The 18,364-nt window shown below is 54.6% G+C and carries 19 protein-coding genes; 12 read left to right on the forward strand and 7 right to left on the reverse strand.

The features are described from left to right. The first annotated feature begins 110 nt into the window (after positions 1–110). The 3 genes from IV04_RS07330 to dinF all read left to right on the forward strand — a co-directional run bounded on the left by IV04_RS07330 (position 111) and on the right by dinF (position 2,651). A complete protein-coding gene (locus IV04_RS07330; protein ID WP_037403983.1) occupies positions 111–479 on the forward strand; it encodes a diacylglycerol kinase in 369 nt (122 codons plus the stop codon). A gap of 114 nt (positions 480–593) precedes the next feature. After that, complete coding sequence (gene lexA, locus IV04_RS07335; protein WP_037403984.1) at positions 594–1,202, forward strand: transcriptional repressor LexA; 609 nt, start codon at positions 594–596, stop codon at positions 1,200–1,202. Between the two features lie 102 nt (positions 1,203–1,304). Beyond that, positions 1,305–2,651 (forward strand): MATE family efflux transporter DinF, encoded by a 1,347-nt coding sequence (gene dinF, locus IV04_RS07340; protein ID WP_037403985.1) that lies wholly within the window; start codon positions 1,305–1,307, stop codon positions 2,649–2,651. A 46-nt stretch (positions 2,652–2,697) separates the two neighbouring features. Here the strand turns inward: dinF and zur are convergent, their stop codons facing one another. Beyond that, positions 2,698–3,207 carry a zinc uptake transcriptional repressor Zur gene (zur, locus tag IV04_RS07345; protein WP_037403986.1) on the reverse strand — a complete coding sequence of 170 codons (510 nt, stop codon included), beginning with the start codon at positions 3,205–3,207 and terminating at the stop codon, positions 2,698–2,700. A 228-nt stretch (positions 3,208–3,435) separates the two neighbouring features. On the opposite strand from zur, the gene IV04_RS07350 reads away from it, so the two are divergent. Beyond that, positions 3,436–4,008: a sugar O-acetyltransferase gene (locus tag IV04_RS07350; protein WP_037403987.1), complete on the forward strand. Its 573-nt coding sequence runs from the start codon at positions 3,436–3,438 to the stop codon at positions 4,006–4,008. A 5-nt stretch (positions 4,009–4,013) separates the two neighbouring features. On the opposite strand, the gene IV04_RS07355 is transcribed toward IV04_RS07350, so the two are convergent. The 3 genes from IV04_RS07355 to IV04_RS07365 are packed head-to-tail and all read right to left on the reverse strand — an operon-like array spanning position 4,014 to position 5,830. Further along, positions 4,014–4,769 (reverse strand): anti-sigma factor, encoded by a 756-nt coding sequence (locus tag IV04_RS07355; protein WP_037403988.1) that lies wholly within the window; start codon positions 4,767–4,769, stop codon positions 4,014–4,016. Beyond that, the gene (locus IV04_RS07360) at positions 4,766–5,254 is read right to left on the reverse strand and encodes a sigma-70 family RNA polymerase sigma factor (RefSeq protein ID WP_072010849.1); all 489 of its coding nucleotides are present in this window, start codon (positions 5,252–5,254) and stop codon (positions 4,766–4,768) included. Before IV04_RS07360 ends, IV04_RS07355 begins: the two co-directional genes overlap by 4 nt. A 48-nt stretch (positions 5,255–5,302) precedes the next feature. Then, positions 5,303–5,830, reverse strand: a complete 528-nt coding sequence (locus IV04_RS07365; protein WP_037403991.1) for a tetratricopeptide repeat protein — start codon at positions 5,828–5,830, stop codon at positions 5,303–5,305. A gap of 192 nt (positions 5,831–6,022) precedes the next feature. Between IV04_RS07365 and dusA the strand changes: the two genes are divergently transcribed. Together dusA and pspG are read left to right on the forward strand one after the other, a co-directional pair. Continuing rightward, a complete protein-coding gene (gene dusA / locus IV04_RS07370; protein ID WP_037403992.1) occupies positions 6,023–7,033 on the forward strand; it encodes a tRNA dihydrouridine(20/20a) synthase DusA in 1,011 nt (336 codons plus the stop codon). A gap of 158 nt (positions 7,034–7,191) precedes the next feature. Beyond that, positions 7,192–7,410 (forward strand): envelope stress response protein PspG, encoded by a 219-nt coding sequence (gene pspG / locus IV04_RS07375; protein ID WP_037403994.1) that lies wholly within the window; start codon positions 7,192–7,194, stop codon positions 7,408–7,410. A 294-nt stretch (positions 7,411–7,704) separates the two neighbouring features. Here pspG and IV04_RS07380 read toward each other — a convergent pair whose 3' ends face one another. Further along, a complete protein-coding gene (locus tag IV04_RS07380) occupies positions 7,705–8,694 on the reverse strand; it encodes a quinone oxidoreductase (RefSeq protein ID WP_037403996.1) in 990 nt (329 codons plus the stop codon). 178 nt (positions 8,695–8,872) lie between these two features. Here IV04_RS07380 and dnaB point away from each other — a divergent pair, with 178 nt between their 5' ends. Both dnaB and alr read left to right on the forward strand, forming a co-directional pair. Beyond that, on the forward strand, positions 8,873–10,285 hold the full coding sequence (dnaB, locus tag IV04_RS07385; protein WP_037403997.1) for a replicative DNA helicase: 1,413 nt from the start codon (positions 8,873–8,875) through the stop codon (positions 10,283–10,285). A gap of 39 nt (positions 10,286–10,324) precedes the next feature. Then, positions 10,325–11,404, forward strand: a complete 1,080-nt coding sequence (gene alr, locus IV04_RS07390; protein WP_037403998.1) for an alanine racemase — start codon at positions 10,325–10,327, stop codon at positions 11,402–11,404. Positions 11,405–11,455: 51 nt separating this feature from the next. On the opposite strand, the gene IV04_RS07395 is transcribed toward alr, so the two are convergent. Continuing rightward, positions 11,456–12,223 carry a transporter substrate-binding domain-containing protein gene (locus IV04_RS07395; RefSeq protein WP_037403999.1) on the reverse strand — a complete coding sequence of 256 codons (768 nt, stop codon included), beginning with the start codon at positions 12,221–12,223 and terminating at the stop codon, positions 11,456–11,458. Between the two features lie 208 nt (positions 12,224–12,431). Between IV04_RS07395 and IV04_RS07400 the strand changes: the two genes are divergently transcribed. The 3 genes from IV04_RS07400 to IV04_RS07410 all read left to right on the forward strand — a co-directional run bounded on the left by IV04_RS07400 (position 12,432) and on the right by IV04_RS07410 (position 14,554). Next, on the forward strand, positions 12,432–12,899 hold the full coding sequence (locus tag IV04_RS07400; RefSeq protein ID WP_037404001.1) for an Lrp/AsnC family transcriptional regulator: 468 nt from the start codon (positions 12,432–12,434) through the stop codon (positions 12,897–12,899). Positions 12,900–12,986: 87 nt separating this feature from the next. Next, positions 12,987–14,180 (forward strand): amino acid aminotransferase, encoded by a 1,194-nt coding sequence (locus IV04_RS07405; RefSeq protein ID WP_037404002.1) that lies wholly within the window; start codon positions 12,987–12,989, stop codon positions 14,178–14,180. A gap of 47 nt (positions 14,181–14,227) precedes the next feature. Then, positions 14,228–14,554: an MmcQ/YjbR family DNA-binding protein gene (locus tag IV04_RS07410; RefSeq protein ID WP_037440717.1), complete on the forward strand. Its 327-nt coding sequence runs from the start codon at positions 14,228–14,230 to the stop codon at positions 14,552–14,554. A 40-nt stretch (positions 14,555–14,594) separates the two neighbouring features. Here the strand turns inward: IV04_RS07410 and uvrA are convergent, their stop codons facing one another. Continuing rightward, entirely contained in the window at positions 14,595–17,426 is a 2,832-nt protein-coding gene (gene uvrA, locus IV04_RS07415; RefSeq protein WP_037404005.1) for an excinuclease ABC subunit UvrA, read from the reverse strand. Between the two features lie 288 nt (positions 17,427–17,714). Between uvrA and ssb1 the strand changes: the two genes are divergently transcribed. Next, positions 17,715–18,257, forward strand: coding sequence for a single-stranded DNA-binding protein SSB1 (gene ssb1, locus IV04_RS07420; protein ID WP_037404006.1), 543 nt, complete (start codon positions 17,715–17,717; stop codon positions 18,255–18,257). Positions 18,258–18,364: the final 107 nt, after the last annotated feature.

Genomic DNA, 18,364 nt, shown 5'->3' on the forward strand with positions numbered 1-18,364 from the left:
TTCCCGAGGCTCGGTCGCCTCTGGGCACTCATCGTTAAATTATACCCTATGGATTTCAAGTTGCTGCTTGAAACGCGATGGGGCACCACCTTTGAGAAAGGCGTTTTAACATGGCAAATAAAGCAACTGGCCTGACACGTATCATTAAAGCGGCAGGTTATTCATATAAAGGCCTGACTGCGGCTTGGCGGCATGAAGCGGCATTCCGCCAGGAATCGCTCGCGGTTGTCGTGGCTATCATACTGGCGATTTGGCTGGATGTGGGTGCGATAGCACGCATTTTATTGATCGGTTCGGTGCTGTTGGTGATGATCGTTGAAATTATCAACAGTGCAATCGAGGCTATCGTCGATCGTGTGGGGACGGACTACCATGAGCTGTCGGGCCGGGCAAAAGATATGGGATCGGCGGCGGTCTCGTTGACGATTATCCTGGCGCTGTTCGTGTGGGGGTCGGTGCTGTGGCAGCACTTTGCTTGAATAAATGTTGCGAATTGCTTCGCTAATCCCTGATTTTTATTCATTCTTTGGTTCCCAATCCTGACTTACCTGTATATACTCACAGCAAGACTGTATAAACAAACAGGGGGCGGAATGAAAGCACTAACTACCAGGCAGCAAGAGGTCTACGACCTGATTCGCGATCATATTTTGCAAACGGGCATGCCACCAACTCGTGCCGAGATCGCAACGCGTCTGGGATTCCGTTCACCGAATGCCGCCGAAGAGCACCTGAAAGCGCTGGCCCGTAAAGGGGTGATTGAAATTGTCTCTGGTGCTTCGCGTGGTATCCGCTTGCTGATGGAAGATGAAGAAGGGTTACCTTTGGTTGGCCGCGTTGCTGCCGGTGAACCTTTGCTGGCTGAGCAGCATATCGAAGGGCATTACAAAGTCGATCCTTCCCTGTTTAAACCTAGTGCGGATTTCCTGCTGCGCGTTAACGGCATGTCGATGCGTGATATTGGTATTCTCGACGGCGATCTGCTGGCGGTGCATAAAACCCAGGACGTGCGTAACGGCCAAGTGGTGGTTGCCCGTATCGAAGATGAGGTCACGGTCAAACGCCTGAAAAAGCACGGTAACACGGTTGAGCTGCTGCCCGAAAACAGTGAGTTTCAACCGATCGTTGTCGATCTGCGTGAGCAGAATTTCACTATCGAAGGTTTAGCGGTTGGCGTGATCCGCAACGGTGACTGGATCTAAGCGTTGCTGCCCTGATTGATACATCATACTCATATCGCCCCAGCTCTGGGGCGATACCTTTTCTGAACTATCACTACCGCACGGCCACGGGAACATTTCACTATGCGCCTGATTTCTGCTTTTACCAGCGACACCGATAAAGCTTTGTGGCGTTTGGCATTGCCGATGATTTTTTCCAATATCACCGTTCCCTTGCTTGGCCTGGTGGATACTGCCGTTATTGGTCATCTTGATAGCCCGACTTATCTCGGCGGGGTTGCCATAGGTTCAATGGTGACCAGCTTCCTGTTCATGCTGTTACTATTTCTGCGTATGAGCACCACCGGGCTGGCGGCACAGGCGTTAGGCGCTCAGGATCCGCAACGGTTAGCCAAGGCGTTGATGCAACCGCTGCTGCTGGCGCTGGTGGCTGGCATCGCGATTGTGCTGCTGCGTGTGCCGCTGATTACGCTGGCTTTGCAGATTGTCGGGGGTGATAAAGCCGTCTTGGCACAGGCTCGGTTGTTCCTGGAGATCCGCTGGTTAAGTGCGCCAGCGTCATTGGCTAACATGGTGCTGCTGGGTTGGCTCTTGGGCGTACAGTATGTGCGGGCCCCGGTGATCTTGCTGATCGTCGGCAATCTGCTGAATATTGTGCTGGATATCTGGCTGGTGATGGGGTTGGGCTGGAATGTGCCGGGCGCAGCGGCTGCGACGGCGATTGCCGAGTATGTCACACTGCTGTTGGGTCTGTGGCTGTCGTGGTGTGTGTTGCGCAGGCGTGGGATCTCGCTGGCAATACTGCGTCAGGCCTGGCGCGGCAATCTGCGCCGTTTGCTGGCGCTTAACCGCGACATCATGCTGCGTTCGTTATTACTTCAATTGTGCTTTGCCTCGCTGACCATTCTGGGCGCGCGTATGGGCAGTGATGTAGTGGCGGTTAACGCGGTGCTGATGAATCTGCTGACGTTCACCGCTTACGCGCTAGATGGTTTTGCCTATGCCGTCGAAGCACATTCCGGTCATGCTTATGGTGCGCGGGACGATCGCCAACTGCATAACGTATGGCGCGCGGCTTGCAGGCAAGCCTGCCTAGTCGCTCTGGGTTTTGCGGTGATTTATATGTTGGCCGGGCAGCAGATCGTGATGGCCTTAACCTCGCTGCCGGAGTTACGTGCGTTGGCAAATCATTACCTGCCTTGGCAAGTGGCACTGCCTTTGGTTGGGGTCTGGTGCTATTTGTTGGATGGTATGTTTATCGGCGCGACCCGTGGGGCAGAAATGCGTAACAGTATGGCAATCGCCGCAGCCGGTTATGGGCTGACGTTATTCACCGTACCCGCACTGGGCAACCATGGCCTCTGGTTGGCTCTGATGGTGTTTCTGGCTTTGCGTGGAGCCGCATTGGGCTGGATCTGGCATCGCCATCGCGTGTGCGGAACCTGGTTTCCGACGGGGCATAACGTCTGACTGGGGGTAGATGTGGCGCGATAGTGCGGCATTGCTACCGCAGCGCTTATTTCTTCTTTATTACAATGCTGTGGTCATGATCGCAATCATGCTTGCTTTCACAGGCTTCGACCTCGACGCAGGCGGAACAGAGCCCGTGTGCTTCAACTACGCTGTGGCGTAAGGCAAATCCAGACTCTGTGGCCAGCTTTTGCAGCATTTCTTCCACGCCTTCGGTTGTGCGTTCGGTAACCTGCCCACAGCGATCGCAAATAAACAAAGCAGAGGTGTGCATTGGCTGTTCGAAATGATGGCACAGCACATAGCTGTTAGCCGATTCGACGCGGTGGATAAACCCCTGTTCCAATAAAAAATCCAGCGCCCGGTACACCGTTGGCGGCTTGGCTTGGGGTTCCGCCACGCGCAGCAGATCGAGCAGATCGTAAGCGCTGATGGCACCGGGTTGCTCCGCCATCAGGCGTAACACTTCCAGCCGCTGCGGAGTCAGCCGCACGTTGCGTTGCTGGCAGAGCCGTTCGGCCTGTGCGAGCAGCTTTTCCTGGTTGGTTGAGCTCATAGCAAATATCCCGGTACGCAAAAAAGAAGCTGATTTTAACATGTTTCAGCGGAATCGCCGAGGGTTGTGCCATGTTCCCTACCCAGCAGACGCAGGAACATGAAGCGTAAAGTGAGAAATCGCTCACGATTTGTCGCTATTGCACCTGAACAGGACATCTTTACTGTTTTCCGGCCTAGGGTAGCGGTATAACGCGAAACAGGAACGATACCTTTCAGGAGCTTTAAGATGACAGAAAGAGAAAAATTGCTGCGCGGTGAGGTTTATAACAGCCGTGATGAAGAGCTGATTGCACTGTATCACCGGGCGCGTGGCCTCACCAAGCAACTGGCTGCACTGGATTCGCATCAGGCGGAAGAGAAGAAAGGTCTGTTGTGTGAACTGTTTGCTGCCTGGGGGGATGAAAGTTGGATCGAATTACCGTTCTGGTGTGATTATGGCCAGCATATCCGTATCGGTAAAAACTGTTTTATCAACGTGAATGCGGTATTTCTCGACTGCAACACCATTACCATTGGTGATAACACGCTGATCGGCCCAAATGTGCAAATCTACACGCCAAGTCACCCGCTCAAGGCCAGTGAACGCTTTAGCGGTGATCCTGATTTCCCGTTTAAAACCTCGGCCAAACCGGTAGTGATCGGCAGTAACGTCTGGATTGGCGGTAACGTGGTGATCCTGCCAGGGGTGACCATTGGTGATGGCACCACCATTGGTGCAGGCAGCGTGGTCACCGGGGATATCCCAGCCAACGTATTGGCGCTGGGGCAACCGTGCCGGGTGATCCGCGAGCTGGAATAGTGGCTTCAGCTTGCCAGCGCTTGCCGCAATTGGCTGGCAAGCGCGTTCATCTGCGGTGGTGGATTATGGCCAATCAGCATAAAGCTGTGATTGCTGCCGGACCAGTACACCAGGTTCATCCCCAGGCGCTGTTCATTTTCTGGGGAGGCTTCGCCAGCTTGCTGAATGATGCACAAAGCCAGTGGCCCATATTGCTCATCAAGATAGGTCAATTGCGCGATGCGTTTGCCGTCGTAAGCCAGGAGCCGGGCATTTTTCAGCGTCGCTCCCGGCAACACCAGTTGTTGCGGCAGTAAAGTGATACCGATCTGCGTGCCAGTCTGTTGCAATTGAGCGGCGAGGTCTTGAGAGGAAGGGGGAGGGCCTGCCAACGTTTCGGGTGTATAGAGCGCCATATATTGTGCCACCAGGCTGCGCCAGTTCTCTTCTGGCTGGTTGAGCTGCAGGAAGGCACGATCGCCAGCTACTCCTACAGCTAGTAAACCAATCGCTGCCGCAATCAGTTGGCGACGGGTGATCCTTCGCGGCGTTGGCCTTAAGAGAACATGCAGCTCGGCCTGTAGCCGTTGTATTGGTGCTTCGTCGAGCAATGGCTGGAAAGCGGCTTTGAACGGCAGGTTGCTGCCCGCCAGCCAAGCCAGGCGCGCGGCCAGTTCAGGTTCTCTGGTGAGCTGTTGTTCCAACTCATGCCGCTGTGAACGCGCCAGTTGATTATCCAGATAGGCAACCAGCAGTTCATCAACATTGCGATGAGTGCTCATGATTGTTCTCCTTTTGACCGCGTTGGCGTGCTTTGCAATACGCTGTCGTTCGCCAATCTCAGGCGTGCTGCCGCCAGGCGGCTCATGATGGTGCCGATCGGCACGCCAAGCACCTCTGCGGCTTCCCGGTAGGAAAGCTCCTCCACGTACACCAGAAACACCGTATTACGCTGAGCCTCCGGTAGCCGGTTAACGCGTTGCATCACTTGATTGGCCCAGATGGGGTCTTCATTACTTGCTGAATCAGCCAGTTCCTCTGCGTCGACAAAGCCTTGCCCCTGGCGGATATGTTGCGCTCGTACTTCATTGAGCCAGATAGAGTGCAGAATTGAGAACAACCAGCGATCCAGACGCGTCCCTTCGCTAAACTGTGCGGCATGCTCAAGCGCCCGCACGTAGGTAGCCTGAACCAAATCATCGGCAATATCCCGCCGGTGGCAAAGTACCAGGCCATAGCGCCACAGGCGGGAAAGATATTGCCCGATCTCGTTGCGAATCGCGTCGTTGCTGATAGCGGCCTCCAGGGGGCAACCTCATGACTCAGGGTGATGATCGATAGCTGTGGCCAGATCGCGATACTCTTCGCACCCGGTTCCGCACAGTGATTTGATCACCGCCAACTGCTGTTTGGCCAGATCCGGACGGCCTTTAATCATGTAGGCTTCCCCCAGATATTCGCGGACTTTCGGGTAGTGGGGATCCAGCGCCACTGATTTTAAATAGTAGCTGATACCTTCATCGGTGCGGCCAAGTTTGCGGGTGGCATAACCGCGATAATTCAGCGCTACAGCGGTGTTGGGATCTTGCAGCGTATTAAGGACATCCAGAGCTTCCTGATAGCGACCACTTTTTGCCAACGCATAAGCGTAGTTAGCTCGGTCACTGTCACTGAGCATGCTGCTCTTTTCCACCATGCAGGTTTTGGTTTTACTGTCATAGATCTGCCCTTTCGGGCAGGTTGGGGTGCTCTGACTGTTGTCGCCCATGGCATGGGTAAAGCCGGAAAACAGCACTGTGCTGGCGATGGCGGGCAGCAGCAGGATTTTGACGAAACGGTTCATAGTGTGTTCCTCGGTAGGGTAGGCGCTGGTGTTACGCCATTACCGAGTGAACACCTGTGAACACCTATTTATTCATTTCTTTTTCGGCAGTTTTCCCAAGACTGCCGATTGCCGTTATAATAGCCGTTTGCGACGCTGGCATAGACCGCCGGTTGTTGAACTCCAGACATTTCAGGTAGCCAGTAATTCAGCATGACGACAGATAACCACGCTTCCCAATACGCCGCTAATCGTTTCTCCATCGCGCCGATGCTCGACTGGACCGATCGTCATTGCCGTTATTTTCACCGCTTGTTGACCCAGGAAACGCTGCTGTATACCGAGATGGTGACCACTGGCGCGATTATCCACGGTAAAGGCGATTATCTGGCGTATAGCGAAGCAGAGCATCCGGTGGCGTTACAACTGGGCGGTAGCGATCCGGCAGCGTTGGCGCATTGTGCCAAGCTGGCGGAGCAGCGCGGCTATGATGAGATCAACCTCAACGTGGGTTGTCCGTCTGATCGGGTGCAGAACGGTATGTTCGGTGCTTGCCTGATGGGGCAGGCGGAGCTGGTTGCTGATTGCATCAAAGCGATGCGTGATGTGGTTACTATCCCAGTAACGGTGAAAACCCGTATTGGCATTGACGAGCAGGATAGCTATGCCTTCCTGTGTGACTTTATCGGCACGGTTGCCGGGCGCGGTGAGTGCGATATGTTCACTATTCATGCGCGCAAAGCCTGGCTTTCCGGGTTGAGCCCGAAAGAGAACCGTGAAGTACCACCGCTGGATTATCCGCGTGTCTATCAGTTAAAACGCGATTTCCCGCAGCTCACAATCGCGATTAATGGTGGGGTGAAAACGCTGGAAGAAGCGCAACAGCACTTACAACACGTAGATGGCGTGATGATGGGCCGTGAAGCCTATCAGAACCCAGGGATTCTGGCGCGTGTCGACGGTGAGATTTTCGGGTCCCCAACAGATGTGCTCAGCAGCGTGGAGATTATCGAAGCGCTGTATCCGTACATCGAACGTGAACTGGCTAACGGGACTTATCTGGGTCATATCACCCGCCATATTCTGGGGTTGTTCCAGGGCGTCCCAGGGGCGCGCCAGTGGCGTCGTCATCTGAGCGAAAATGCTCACAAACCGGGGGCTGATGTGAGAGTGGTTGAGCAGGCGTTGAGCTTGGTGCGCTCTCCACGTGCCGAAGTGGCGTAATCATTAATTGATTTGACCAATATTTGGTTTTTTTGACCAAGAGTGCCAGAGGCTATGGCACTCTTTTTACCCTATTTCAATAGGTTAAATTCCCTGCCAAGTTGGCACGCTTTTTGTAAATAACAATGCAGACACATTGTTTTGCCAAGGAGCAACCCATGTTAGAACTTTTCTTCATTATCGGTTTTGTGGTCATGCTGCTGGTGACCGGTATTTCTCTGCTGGGGGTGATCGCCGCATTGTTCGTGGCGGCGGCTTTTATGCTGCTCGGCGGGCTGTTCGCTATGGTAATTAAATTGCTGCCGTGGCTGATTTTGGCGGTGATCGGCGTATGGATATACCGTTCCATGCAGAAACCGCAGATTCGCCGCTATTAACATTTTTTGCTGATTTATCAGTCAGTCGCACTGCAAATTACGCAACAATTTACTTGCTTAATGCGGCGGAGATCACACCTTGATGTTTTAGCAACGAATGTGGCACGTTAAGCATGTTTTTTACTTTTAGGGGCTGTTAGGATGGCTCCCGCAGCAGTGAGGTCGATGATTTCATTACCGCGAGAGACAATAATAGTGTTGCTTAAGCAACCCCGATGTTTCTTGTGGGCTCTGCTCTACCCCTACAAAACGCAGCAATGAGAAAGGGTTCCGCAAGGAACCCTTTTCTTTGGCTTAAAGCCCAGGAATCAACAGGCTGGAGCCACTGGTTTGGCCGCTTTCCAGCACCTGATGCGCTCTTTGCACATCTGCCAGAGCAAATTTCTGCTCCTGCTTCACCTCGACTTTGATTGCGCCGCTGCCGATCAGCGAGAACAGTTCGTTACTGGCGAACTGTAATTCCTGGCGGTTGGTAATGTAGCCGTAGAGTGAAGGGCGGGTGACATACAGTGAGCCTTTCTGGTTTAACAGCGCCAGATCGACCCCGGTCACCGGGCCGGAAGCGTTGCCGAAGCTGACCATCAACCCCCTGCGTTTCAGGCTGTTGAGTGAATCCTGCCAGGTGCTTTTACCGACGGAATCGTATACTACGCCGACTTTCTCACCGTTGGTCAGTTCTGCTACGCGCTGAGCAATGTTCTCCCGGCGATAGTTGATGGTTGCCCAAGCCCCGGCGCGTTTGGCCAACTCGGTTTTTTCATCAGACCCCACGCAACCGATCAGCTTGGCACCCAAGGCTTTGGCCCACTGGCAGGCGATCAGCCCAACGCCACCGGCAGCGGCGTGGAACAGGAACACTTCACCGGGCTTGATCTCATAGGTTTGGCGCAGCAGATAATGCACGGTCAGGCCTTTCAGGAACGAGGCGGCGCCTTGTTCAAAACTCAGGTTGTCCGGCAGAATCGCTAGCCTTTCCTGTGGTACGTTGTGAACCTCGCTGTAAGCACCGAGTGGAGACTGCGCATATACCACCCGATCGCCCGGTTTCAGCGCAGTGACACCCGCTCCGACTTTGAGCACTACCCCGGCGGCTTCACTCCCCAGACCGCTCGGTAAAGTTGCCGGAGGATACAAACCGCTGCGCACGTAAGTATCGATAAAGTTGATGCCGATGGCTTTGTTCTCAACCTGAACCTCGCCGGCTGCCGGTTCGACAGGCGTAAAATCAACATACTGCAGCACTTCCGGGCCGCCAGTGGCGGAGAATTGGATGCGTTTTGCCATGTTATTACCTCGTCTGGATGTTTGACTCCACCCTACGCTTTCTCTTATCGGCTATCCAGCCTGTACTGTAGTGATTCATCCTTTTTTGCCATGGTGATGGCGCAAGAATCATGGATAAAAATCACGTATACTCTCGCGTCAGGATCTTCCTTTCGCCACCGGATAAAGAATAGGCTTCATGGCAGGAAAAAAACCAACCAACAAAACATTCGCGAACGAACCCAGAGATCGCCAGATGGAAGGGCTGAAGATGCCACCGCATTCGCTGGAGGCAGAACAGTCCGTGTTGGGCGGTTTGATGCTGGATAACGAACGCTGGGACAACGTGGCAGAACGCGTTGTTTCTAATGACTTCTTTAGCCGCCCACACCGCCTGATTTTCACCGAAATGCAGCGCTTGCTGGAAATGAGCCGGCCTATCGACTTGATCACCCTGTCCGAGTCGTTGGAACAGAAGGGGGAACTGGAGTCGGTCGGTGGCTTTGCGTATCTGGCCGAATTGTCAAAAAATACGCCAAGTGCGGCCAACATCAGCGCTTATGCGGACATCGTACGCGAACGTGCAGTGGTGCGTGAGATGATCTCGGTGGCTAACGAGATCGCCGATGCGGGTTACGATCCACAAGGGCGCAGCAGCGAAGATCTGCTCGATCTGGCAGAATCCCGCGTGTTCCAGATTGCTGAAAACCGTGCCAGCAAAGACGAAGGCCCGAAAGGCATTGAGCGTATTCTGGAAGATACCGTTGCTCGTATTGAGCAACTCTATCAGCGCCCACACGACGGCGTTACAGGGGTTTCCACCGGTTATGGCGATCTGGACAAGAAAACCGCTGGCCTGCAGAAATCGGATCTGATTATCGTCGCGGCCCGTCCATCGATGGGTAAAACCACCTTTGCGATGAACCTGTGTGAAAACGCCGCGATGATGCAGGACAAACCGGTGTTGATCTTCAGCCTTGAGATGCCCGGCAACCAGATCATGATGCGTATGCTGGCTTCGCTGTCGCGCGTGGATCAGACCCGTATCCGTACCGGCCAGCTCGACGACGAAGATTGGGCGCGGATTTCCAGCACCATGGGGATTTTGCTGGAGAAGCGCAATATGTATATCGATGACTCCTCCGGCCTGACGCCCACCGAAGTGCGTTCGCGCGCGCGCCGTGTGTTCCGCGAACACGACGGGCTGAGCCTGATCATGATCGATTACCTGCAATTGATGCGCGTACCCTCGTTGTCAGATAACCGTACGCTGGAAATTGCCGAAATCTCCCGCTCGCTGAAAGCGTTAGCGAAAGAGTTGCAGGTGCCGGTGGTGGCGTTGTCGCAGTTGAACCGTAGCCTGGAGCAGCGTGCCGATAAACGCCCGGTGAACTCGGATCTGCGTGAGTCGGGCTCTATCGAGCAGGATGCTGACCTGATTATGTTTATCTACCGTGATGAGGTTTATCACGAGAACAGTGACCTGAAAGGGGTGGCTGAAATTATTCTGGGTAAGCAGCGTAACGGCCCGATTGGTACCGTACGCCTGACCTTTAACGGCCAGTGGTCGCGTTTTGATAACTACGCCGGGCCACAATATGATGACGAATAATCAACTAAGAGCCTATCCATTAGGCTCCAAGGAATTGCAATGAAAGCGGCAACCGCTGTTATTGATCGTCGCGCTCTGCGACACAATCTGCAACAGGTGCGCCGTATGGCGCCGCAAAGCCGCCTGATTGCCGTGGTGAAAGCCAATGCTTATGGACATGGCCTGCTGGAAACCGCGCACACCCTGCAAGATGCCGATTGCTACGGCGTCGCCCGTCTCGGCGAAGCCCTGATGTTACGCTCCGGCGGCATCGTCAAACCGATTCTGTTGTTGGAAGGGTTCTTCTGTGCTGAAGATTTACCGGTGCTGGTGGCGAATAACATCGAAACCGCTGTGCACTGTATTGAACAGCTTGAAGCCTTGGAGCAGGCCGAACTGGCGCGCCCGGTACCAGTGTGGATGAAGCTGGATACCGGTATGCATCGCCTGGGCGTGCGCCCTGAGCAGGCGGAAGCGTTTTATCAGCGTTTGTGCGCCTGCCGTAATGTGGTGCAGCCGGTGAATATCATGAGCCACTTCAGCCGCGCGGATGAGCCGCAGGCGGATGCGACGCCAAAGCAAATCAGCTGTTTCGAACGCTTTGCCAATGATAAGCCGGGGCAAAAGTCGATCGCCGCGTCTGGCGGGATCCTGTTGTGGCCACAGGCGCATCGTGACTGGGTACGGCCCGGTATCATTCTTTATGGCGTGTCGCCGATGGATCACTCACAGGCCGAGCGCTTTGGTCTGCAACCGGCCATGACGCTAAAATCCAGCCTGATTGCAGTGCGCGAGCATAAAGCGGGTGAACCGGTGGGTTACGGTGGTATCTGGGTGAGCGAGCGCGATACCCGTTTGGGAGTGGTCGCAATAGGCTACGGTGACGGTTACCCGCGCAGCGCGCCCTCCGGAACGCCAGTGTGGGTGAATGGCCGTGAGGTACCGCTGGTTGGCCGTGTTTCGATGGATATGATCTCGGTGGACTTGGGGCCGGGCGCGACGGATAAAGTGGGCGACGAAGTGGTGCTGTGGGGTAACCCGTTGCCGGTTGAACAGGTCGCCGCTTACAGTGGGATCAGTGCCTATGAGCTGATCACCAAACTGACTCAGCGCGTCGAGATGGAATATATCGGCGAGTAACCTGTGTTTCTCCCCTTCTGATAAGGGAAGGGGAGAAACGTTAAGCCCTCATTACTTCTTCACTGCCAGCCACTGATCGATAATCTTCTGATATTCCCCGGTGGCTTTGCTCAAGTGCAGCCACTGATCCACATACAGCTTCCAGACCATATCATCACGCGGCAGCATGTAAGCTTTCTCGCCATACTGCATCGGCTTGTCCGGGTTCACGGCACAGAGTTTCGGATAGCGTTTCTGCTGATACAGCGCTTCGGAAGCATCGGTAATCATTACGTCCGCTTTGCGATCCACCAACTGTTGGAAGATCCCCATATTGTCGTGCGACAGCGTCAGGTTGGCCTTTGGCAGATAGGCACGAACGAAGGCTTCGTTCGTGCCGCCCGCAGGTTCGATCAACCGTACCGACGCCTTGTTGATCTGCTCAATGGTGCGATATTTCTTCACGTCGGTGCAGCGTACCAACGGGATCTTACCATCGGTATCCAATCGCTCAGCGAAGAACACCTGTCTTTGGCGCGGTAGCGTCACCGAAATACCGCCCATGGCGATGTCACATTTTCCCGCAACAAAGTCAGGCATCAGGGTCTTCCAACTGGTTTTTACCCATTTCACTTTGGCATCCAGGCTGTTGGCCAGCGATTCCGCCATGGCGATATCGATACCTTCGTAGCTACCGTCCTCTTTCAGGAAGGTATAGGGTTTGTAGTCACCCGTGGTGCAAACGTCGAGCGTTTTCTGCTGCAGCACTTTATCCAGATGCGATTGAGCGCAGGCGCTCCCGGCGGCAATCAGCAGAGCGAGAGGGAATATCTTTTTCATAAACGTCCTTATATTAATGGTTTTATGCGCCATTTAGCCGTTAATTGTTGTTAGTTTGCGTAATTTATCCGTTTTTTATGCCGCTGATGAGCGCAGATCGCCGCTTTGCTACTGCATATCTCACAAACCAGCAGGGGCGATGGTTGCAACGCTAAAAAAACTGATAGGCTGTAACGTCAACATTTCTTAACACAGTTTACAGGTAGTTATGTACAACATTGACGATTTTGATATGAAAATCCTGACGCTGCTACAGGCTAATGGCCGCCTGACCAATCAGGAATTAAGCGAACTGGTTGGGCTTTCGGCCTCCCAATGCTCACGCCGTCGTATCAGCCTGGAACAGACACAACTGATTCGGGGCTATCACGCACGGCTGGCTCCAGAAGCGGTTGGGCTTGGGCTGGTGGGCCTGATTGAAGTGAGCCTGCTGACTCATACCCAGGAGCAGATCGACAGCTTTCACCAGATGCTGGAAGACGTGGATGCGATTCTGGACGCTTATAAAACCACCGGAGATGCCGATTATTTATTAAAAGTGGCGGTGGCAGATTTGCCCGCACTCAGTGATTTCATCAGCCAGACGCTTTCGCGGCATAAAAGCGTGGCGCGGATAAAAACGGCGGTGGTGCTCAATCGCATCAAAGAGAATGGTTTGCTGCCGTTGGCGAAATAAAGCACTGGCTTCTCAGCGCGACACTGCAGTTTGCTGGCTGAAGAGTATATATTGTACCCCGAACCCCTAAAATCAGGAGAACAACCCGTGTTCCAGAATGTTGATGCCTATGCCGGTGACCCGATCCTGTCGCTGATGGAAAAATTCAAGCAAGACCCTCGTGCGCACAAGGTGAATCTGAGTATCGGCCTTTACTATAACGAGCAGGGCATCATCCCTCAGATGCAGGCAGTGGCCGCCGCCGAGGCGCAGCTGAACAGCGTTGAACAGGGGGCGTCAGTCTATCTGCCGATGGAAGGCCTGCAACCTTATCGCAGTGCGATTCAGCACCTGCTGTTTGGGGCCGAGCACCCGATGCTGCAGCAAGGGCGCATTGCCACCATCCAGACCGTGGGCGGTTCCGGTGCGTTGAAAGTCGGGGCTGATTTCCTGAAGCGTTATTTCCCTGATTCACAGGTATGGGTTAGCGATCCGACCTGGGAAAACCACGTCGCCATCTTTGGCGGTGCCGGTTTTACCGTGAATACCTATCCCTATTTTGATGGCGAAAGCCTGGGCGTGAAGTTTGATGCCATGCTGAGCGCGCTGAAAAAACTGCCCGCCAAGAGCATTGCGCTGTTACATCCTTGCTGCCATAACCCGACCGGCTCCGATCTCACGGCGGCGCAGTGGGATGAAGTGGTAAAAGTGATCGCCGAGCGTGATTTGATCCCGTTCCTGGATATCGCTTATCAGGGGTTCGGTGGCGGCATTGAACAGGATGCTTATGCCATCCGTGCCATCGCGGCGGCGGGTTTACCTTGCCTGGTCAGCAACTCGTTCTCGAAAATCTTCTCATTGTACGGTGAGCGCGTGGGTGGGCTTTCCGTGGTGTGCGAAAGCAGCGAAGCCGCTGAGCGCGTGCTGGGGCAACTGAAAGCCACCGTGCGCCGTAACTATTCCAGCCCGCCAAACTTTGGTGCGCAGGTGGTCGCCAAGGTGTTGAATGATGCTCAACTGAACGCGCAGTGGCTGGCGGAAGTGGAAGCCATGCGTACCCGTATCCTTGAGATGCGTCAGGTATTGGTGGAGACGCTGAAGAGCGCGTTGCCACAGCGTAATTTTGACTATCTGCTGGAACAGCGCGGTATGTTCAGCTACACCGGTTTCAGCGCCGAGCAGGTTGATCGCCTGCGTGAAGAGTTCGGTGTTTACCTGATCCACAGTGGCCGTATGTGCGTGGCGGGGTTGAATCATCATAATGTGCGTCAAGTCGCCGAGGCATTTGCTGCTGTACAGTAAATAAGATCCGGGGCGCTATCAGAGGAGATAACCGTGAACAAGCAGCAATTGCTGGATTACCGGGCAGTGAACAGGATTATCAGAGCGACTGGCAGGCCGATCGGGTCAGGGTCGCGGAGAAAATGTTTGCACTCATTGGTGAAGCCTATGGCCGGCCCGTGATCTCATTAAAGTGTGGCATCGAACTGGCGGAGCAGTTGCGCGAGCAACATGCGGACATTATCCCCGGTTACTATCTGAATAAAGCGCATTGGAACAGTATTTATCTGGATGGTGCCTTGCCGGATTCGCAGTTTTATCAGTTGATTGATATTTCGTATCAGCTGGTGGTGGCCGGATTATCGAAGAAAAAACGCCAGGAATTGGGCATCTGAACGTGAAAAACCGCTCCTGCTTGCACAGGAGCGGTCATCATCACTTTTTGTCCAGTATCGGCTTCAGGAAGCGGGCTGTGTGCGATTCTTTGCAGTTCGCCACGGTTTCTGGCGTGCCGGAAACCAGGATCTCCCCGCCGCCGCTGCCGCCTTCCGGCCCCAGATCGACAATCCAGTCCGCCGTTTTAATCACGTCCAGGTTGTGTTCAATCACCACGATGGTGTTGCCCTGATCGCGTAACTGATGCAGCACCGCCAGCAACTGCTGGATATCCGCAAAATGCAGGCCAGTGGTGGGTTCATCGAGGATATACAGCGTCTGGCCGGTGCCGCGTTTCGATAGTTCACGTGCCAGCTTCACGCGCTGCGCTTCACCACCGGAAAGTGTGGTGGCTGACTGGCCGAGACGAATGTAAGACAACCCGACATCCATCAGCGTTTGCAGCTTGCGCGCCAGCGCCGGAACCGCATCGAAGAAGTCGCGGGCTTCTTCGATGGTCATTTCCAGCACTTCGTGAATGCTTTTGCCTTTGTACTTCACTTCCAGCGTTTCGCGGTTATAACGCTTGCCTCTGCATTGATCGCAAGGCACGTAGATATCCGGCAGGAAGTGCATTTCCACTTTGATTACGCCATCGCCCTGACAGGCTTCACAGCGGCCACCCTTCACGTTAAAGCTGAAGCGGCCCGGCGTATAACCACGGGTGCGCGATTCCGGCACACCTGCAAACAGTTCACGCACTGGCGTGAAGATGCCGGTATAGGTCGCGGGGTTGGAGCGCGGCGTGCGGCCAATCGGGCTCTGATCGATGTCGATCACCTTGTCGAAATGTTCCAGCCCGTTCACTTCGCGGTAAGGTGCCGGTTCGGCAATCGTTGCGCCATTGAGTTGGCGCTGGGCGATCGGGAACAGCGTATCGTTGATCAGCGTGGATTTACCGGAACCGGAAACCCCGGTGATGCAGGTAAACAGCCCGACCGGCAGCGTCAGCGTGACGTCTTTCAGGTTGTTGCCACGCGCTCCGCTCAGTTTTAACACCTTGTTCGGATCCGCCGGTACGCGTTCTGCCGGGATCGCAATCTCACGCTTGCCGCTGAGGAACTGGCCGGTCAGCGATTCTGTCTGAGCCATGATGTCGTCAACGGTGCCTTCTGCCACCACATGGCCGCCGTGTACACCGGCACCGGGGCCGATATCGATCACATGGTCGGCGGCGCGGATCGCATCTTCGTCATGCTCAACCACGATCACCGTGTTACCCAGGTTACGCAGATGGATCAGGGTTTCCAGCAGGCGTTCGTTATCACGCTGATGCAGGCCGATAGAAGGTTCATCCAGCACGTACATCACGCCCACCAGGCCTGCGCCGATCTGGCTGGCGAGGCGGATACGTTGTGCTTCGCCGCCGGACAGCGTTTCTGCCGAGCGGGAAAGTGACAGGTAGTTCAGCCCGACGTTAACCAGGAATTTCAGCCGATCGCCGATCTCTTTCAAGATTTTCTCGGCGATCTTGGCGCGCTGGCCGCTCAGCTTCATATTCTGGAAGAACGTCATCGCATGGCCGATGCTGAGATCGGAGATTTGCGGCAGAGTGGTGTCTTCTACAAACACGTTACGCGCTTCTTCGCGCAGGCGAGTACCGCTGCACGAGGTGCAAGGACGATTGCTGATAAACTTCGCCAGCTCTTCGCGCACTGCGCTGGATTCGGTTTCTTTATAGCGGCGTTCCATATTGTGCAGCACGCCTTCAAACGGATGGCGGCGCACGGTGGTGTCACCGCGATCGTTGATGTATTTGAATTCGATGGTTTCTTTGCCGGAACCGTTGAGCACCGCTTTCTGTACGCTGGCCGTCAGGCTGTTGAACGGCGCTTCCACATCAAAATCATAATGCTCTGCTAATGAGCGCAACATCTGGAAGTAATAGAAGTTGCGGCGATCCCAACCGCGGATCGCGCCACCCGCCAGCGAAAGCTCGGGGTTTTGCACCACGCGTTCCTGATCGAAGAATTGCTGTACGCCCAGCCCGTCACAGGTCGGGCAGGCCCCCGCCGGGTTGTTGAACGAGAACAGGCGCGGTTCCAGTTCGCGCATGCTGTAACCACAAATCGGACAGGCAAAATTGGCCGAGAACAGCAGCTCTTCTGCTTGTTCGTCGTCCATATCGGCGACGACCGCCGTACCGCCAGAAAGCTCCAGCGCGGTTTCAAACGACTCCGCCAGGCGCTGCGCCAGATCGTCCCGTACCTTGAAGCGATCTACTACCACTTCAATGGTGTGTTTCTTTTGCAACTCCAGCTTAGGTGGATCGGAGAGATCGCACACTTCGCCGTCGATACGTGCCCGGATGTAGCCTTGGGTGGCCAGGTGTTCCAGCGTTTTGGTGTGCTCGCCTTTACGATCTTTCACCACCGGAGCCAGCAGCATCAGGCGCTTACCTTCCGGCTGGTTGAGCACGTTATCCACCATCTGGCTGACCGTCTGGGCTGCCAGCGGAACCTGATGATCCGGGCAGCGCGGTTCGCCGACGCGGGCAAACAGCAGGCGCAGGTAATCGTGGATCTCGGTAATAGTCCCAACGGTGGAGCGCGGGTTGTGCGAGGTGGATTTCTGCTCAATGGAGATTGCCGGTGACAGACCTTCGATATGGTCGACGTCCGGTTTTTCCATCAGAGAAAGAAACTGGCGTGCGTAGGCGGAAAGCGACTCAACGTAACGCCGCTGCCCTTCGGCATACAGCGTATCAAAGGCCAGTGATGATTTGCCGGAGCCCGACAGACCGGTGACGACAATCAGCTTGTCGCGCGGGATAGTCAGGTTAATGTTTTTGAGATTATGGGTTCGAGCACCACGAACTTCAATATTGTCCATTTACACTTCCCGTCAGGATGATACACCGTGCTTATCTGGGGTCTTTGGCAGGCAATTTTGTGATGTAACGTGCAAAAAACCGGCACAGCCAAGTCGAAACGCATAATTATGACACAAAATAACCTGAATGAATATCCAGTATAGGTATGCAACAAGGTGGAGTGCGCAGGCAATTCTGCAAGGTGCTTCGCAGGTATAATCTAAGCAGGTGGCATGCTACAATTTGTGGTTTAGACTATGCAAAATTGTGGCGTAACCCCGCCTATATGACTCATCAGGAGATTAAACATGGCCAGCAGAGGCGTAAACAAAGTAATTCTGGTCGGGAATCTGGGCCAAGACCCTGAGGTCCGTTACATGCCTAATGGCGGCGCGGTTGCCAACATTACTCTGGCGACCTCCGAAAGCTGGCGCGACAAGGCTACTGGCGAGCAGAAAGAAAAAACGGAATGGCACCGTGTGGTGCTGTTTGGCAAGCTGGCTGAAGTGGCGGGTGAATACCTGCGTAAAGGTTCTCAGGTTTATATCGAAGGCTCCCTGCAAACCCGCAAATGGACCGATCAGGCTGGCGTAGAAAAGTACACCACTGAAATCGTGGTTAACGTGGGCGGCACCATGCAGATGCTGGGTGGCCGTCAGGGCGGTGGTGCTCCGGCGGGTGGTCAGTCAGCGGGTGGCCAGCAGGGCGGATGGGGTCAGCCTCAGCAACCACAGGGCGGTAACCAGTTCAGCGGTGGCCAGCAGGCGGCTCCGGCTCGTCCGACACAAAACAGCGCGCCAGCCAGCAGCAATGAACCGCCAATGGATTTTGACGACGATATTCCGTTCTAGGTTCGCCGTTTTGCTTTGTAAATCAAGTGGTTAACTCAATGTTGTGAGTTAATCATAGGCTGTTGGAGAGCCTATTGCAAGCCTGACTTATCCTTACCCAGTAATGG

Source organism: Serratia sp. Ag1 (genome assembly GCF_000743355.1).
Classification (GTDB): domain Bacteria; phylum Pseudomonadota; class Gammaproteobacteria; order Enterobacterales; family Enterobacteriaceae; genus Chania.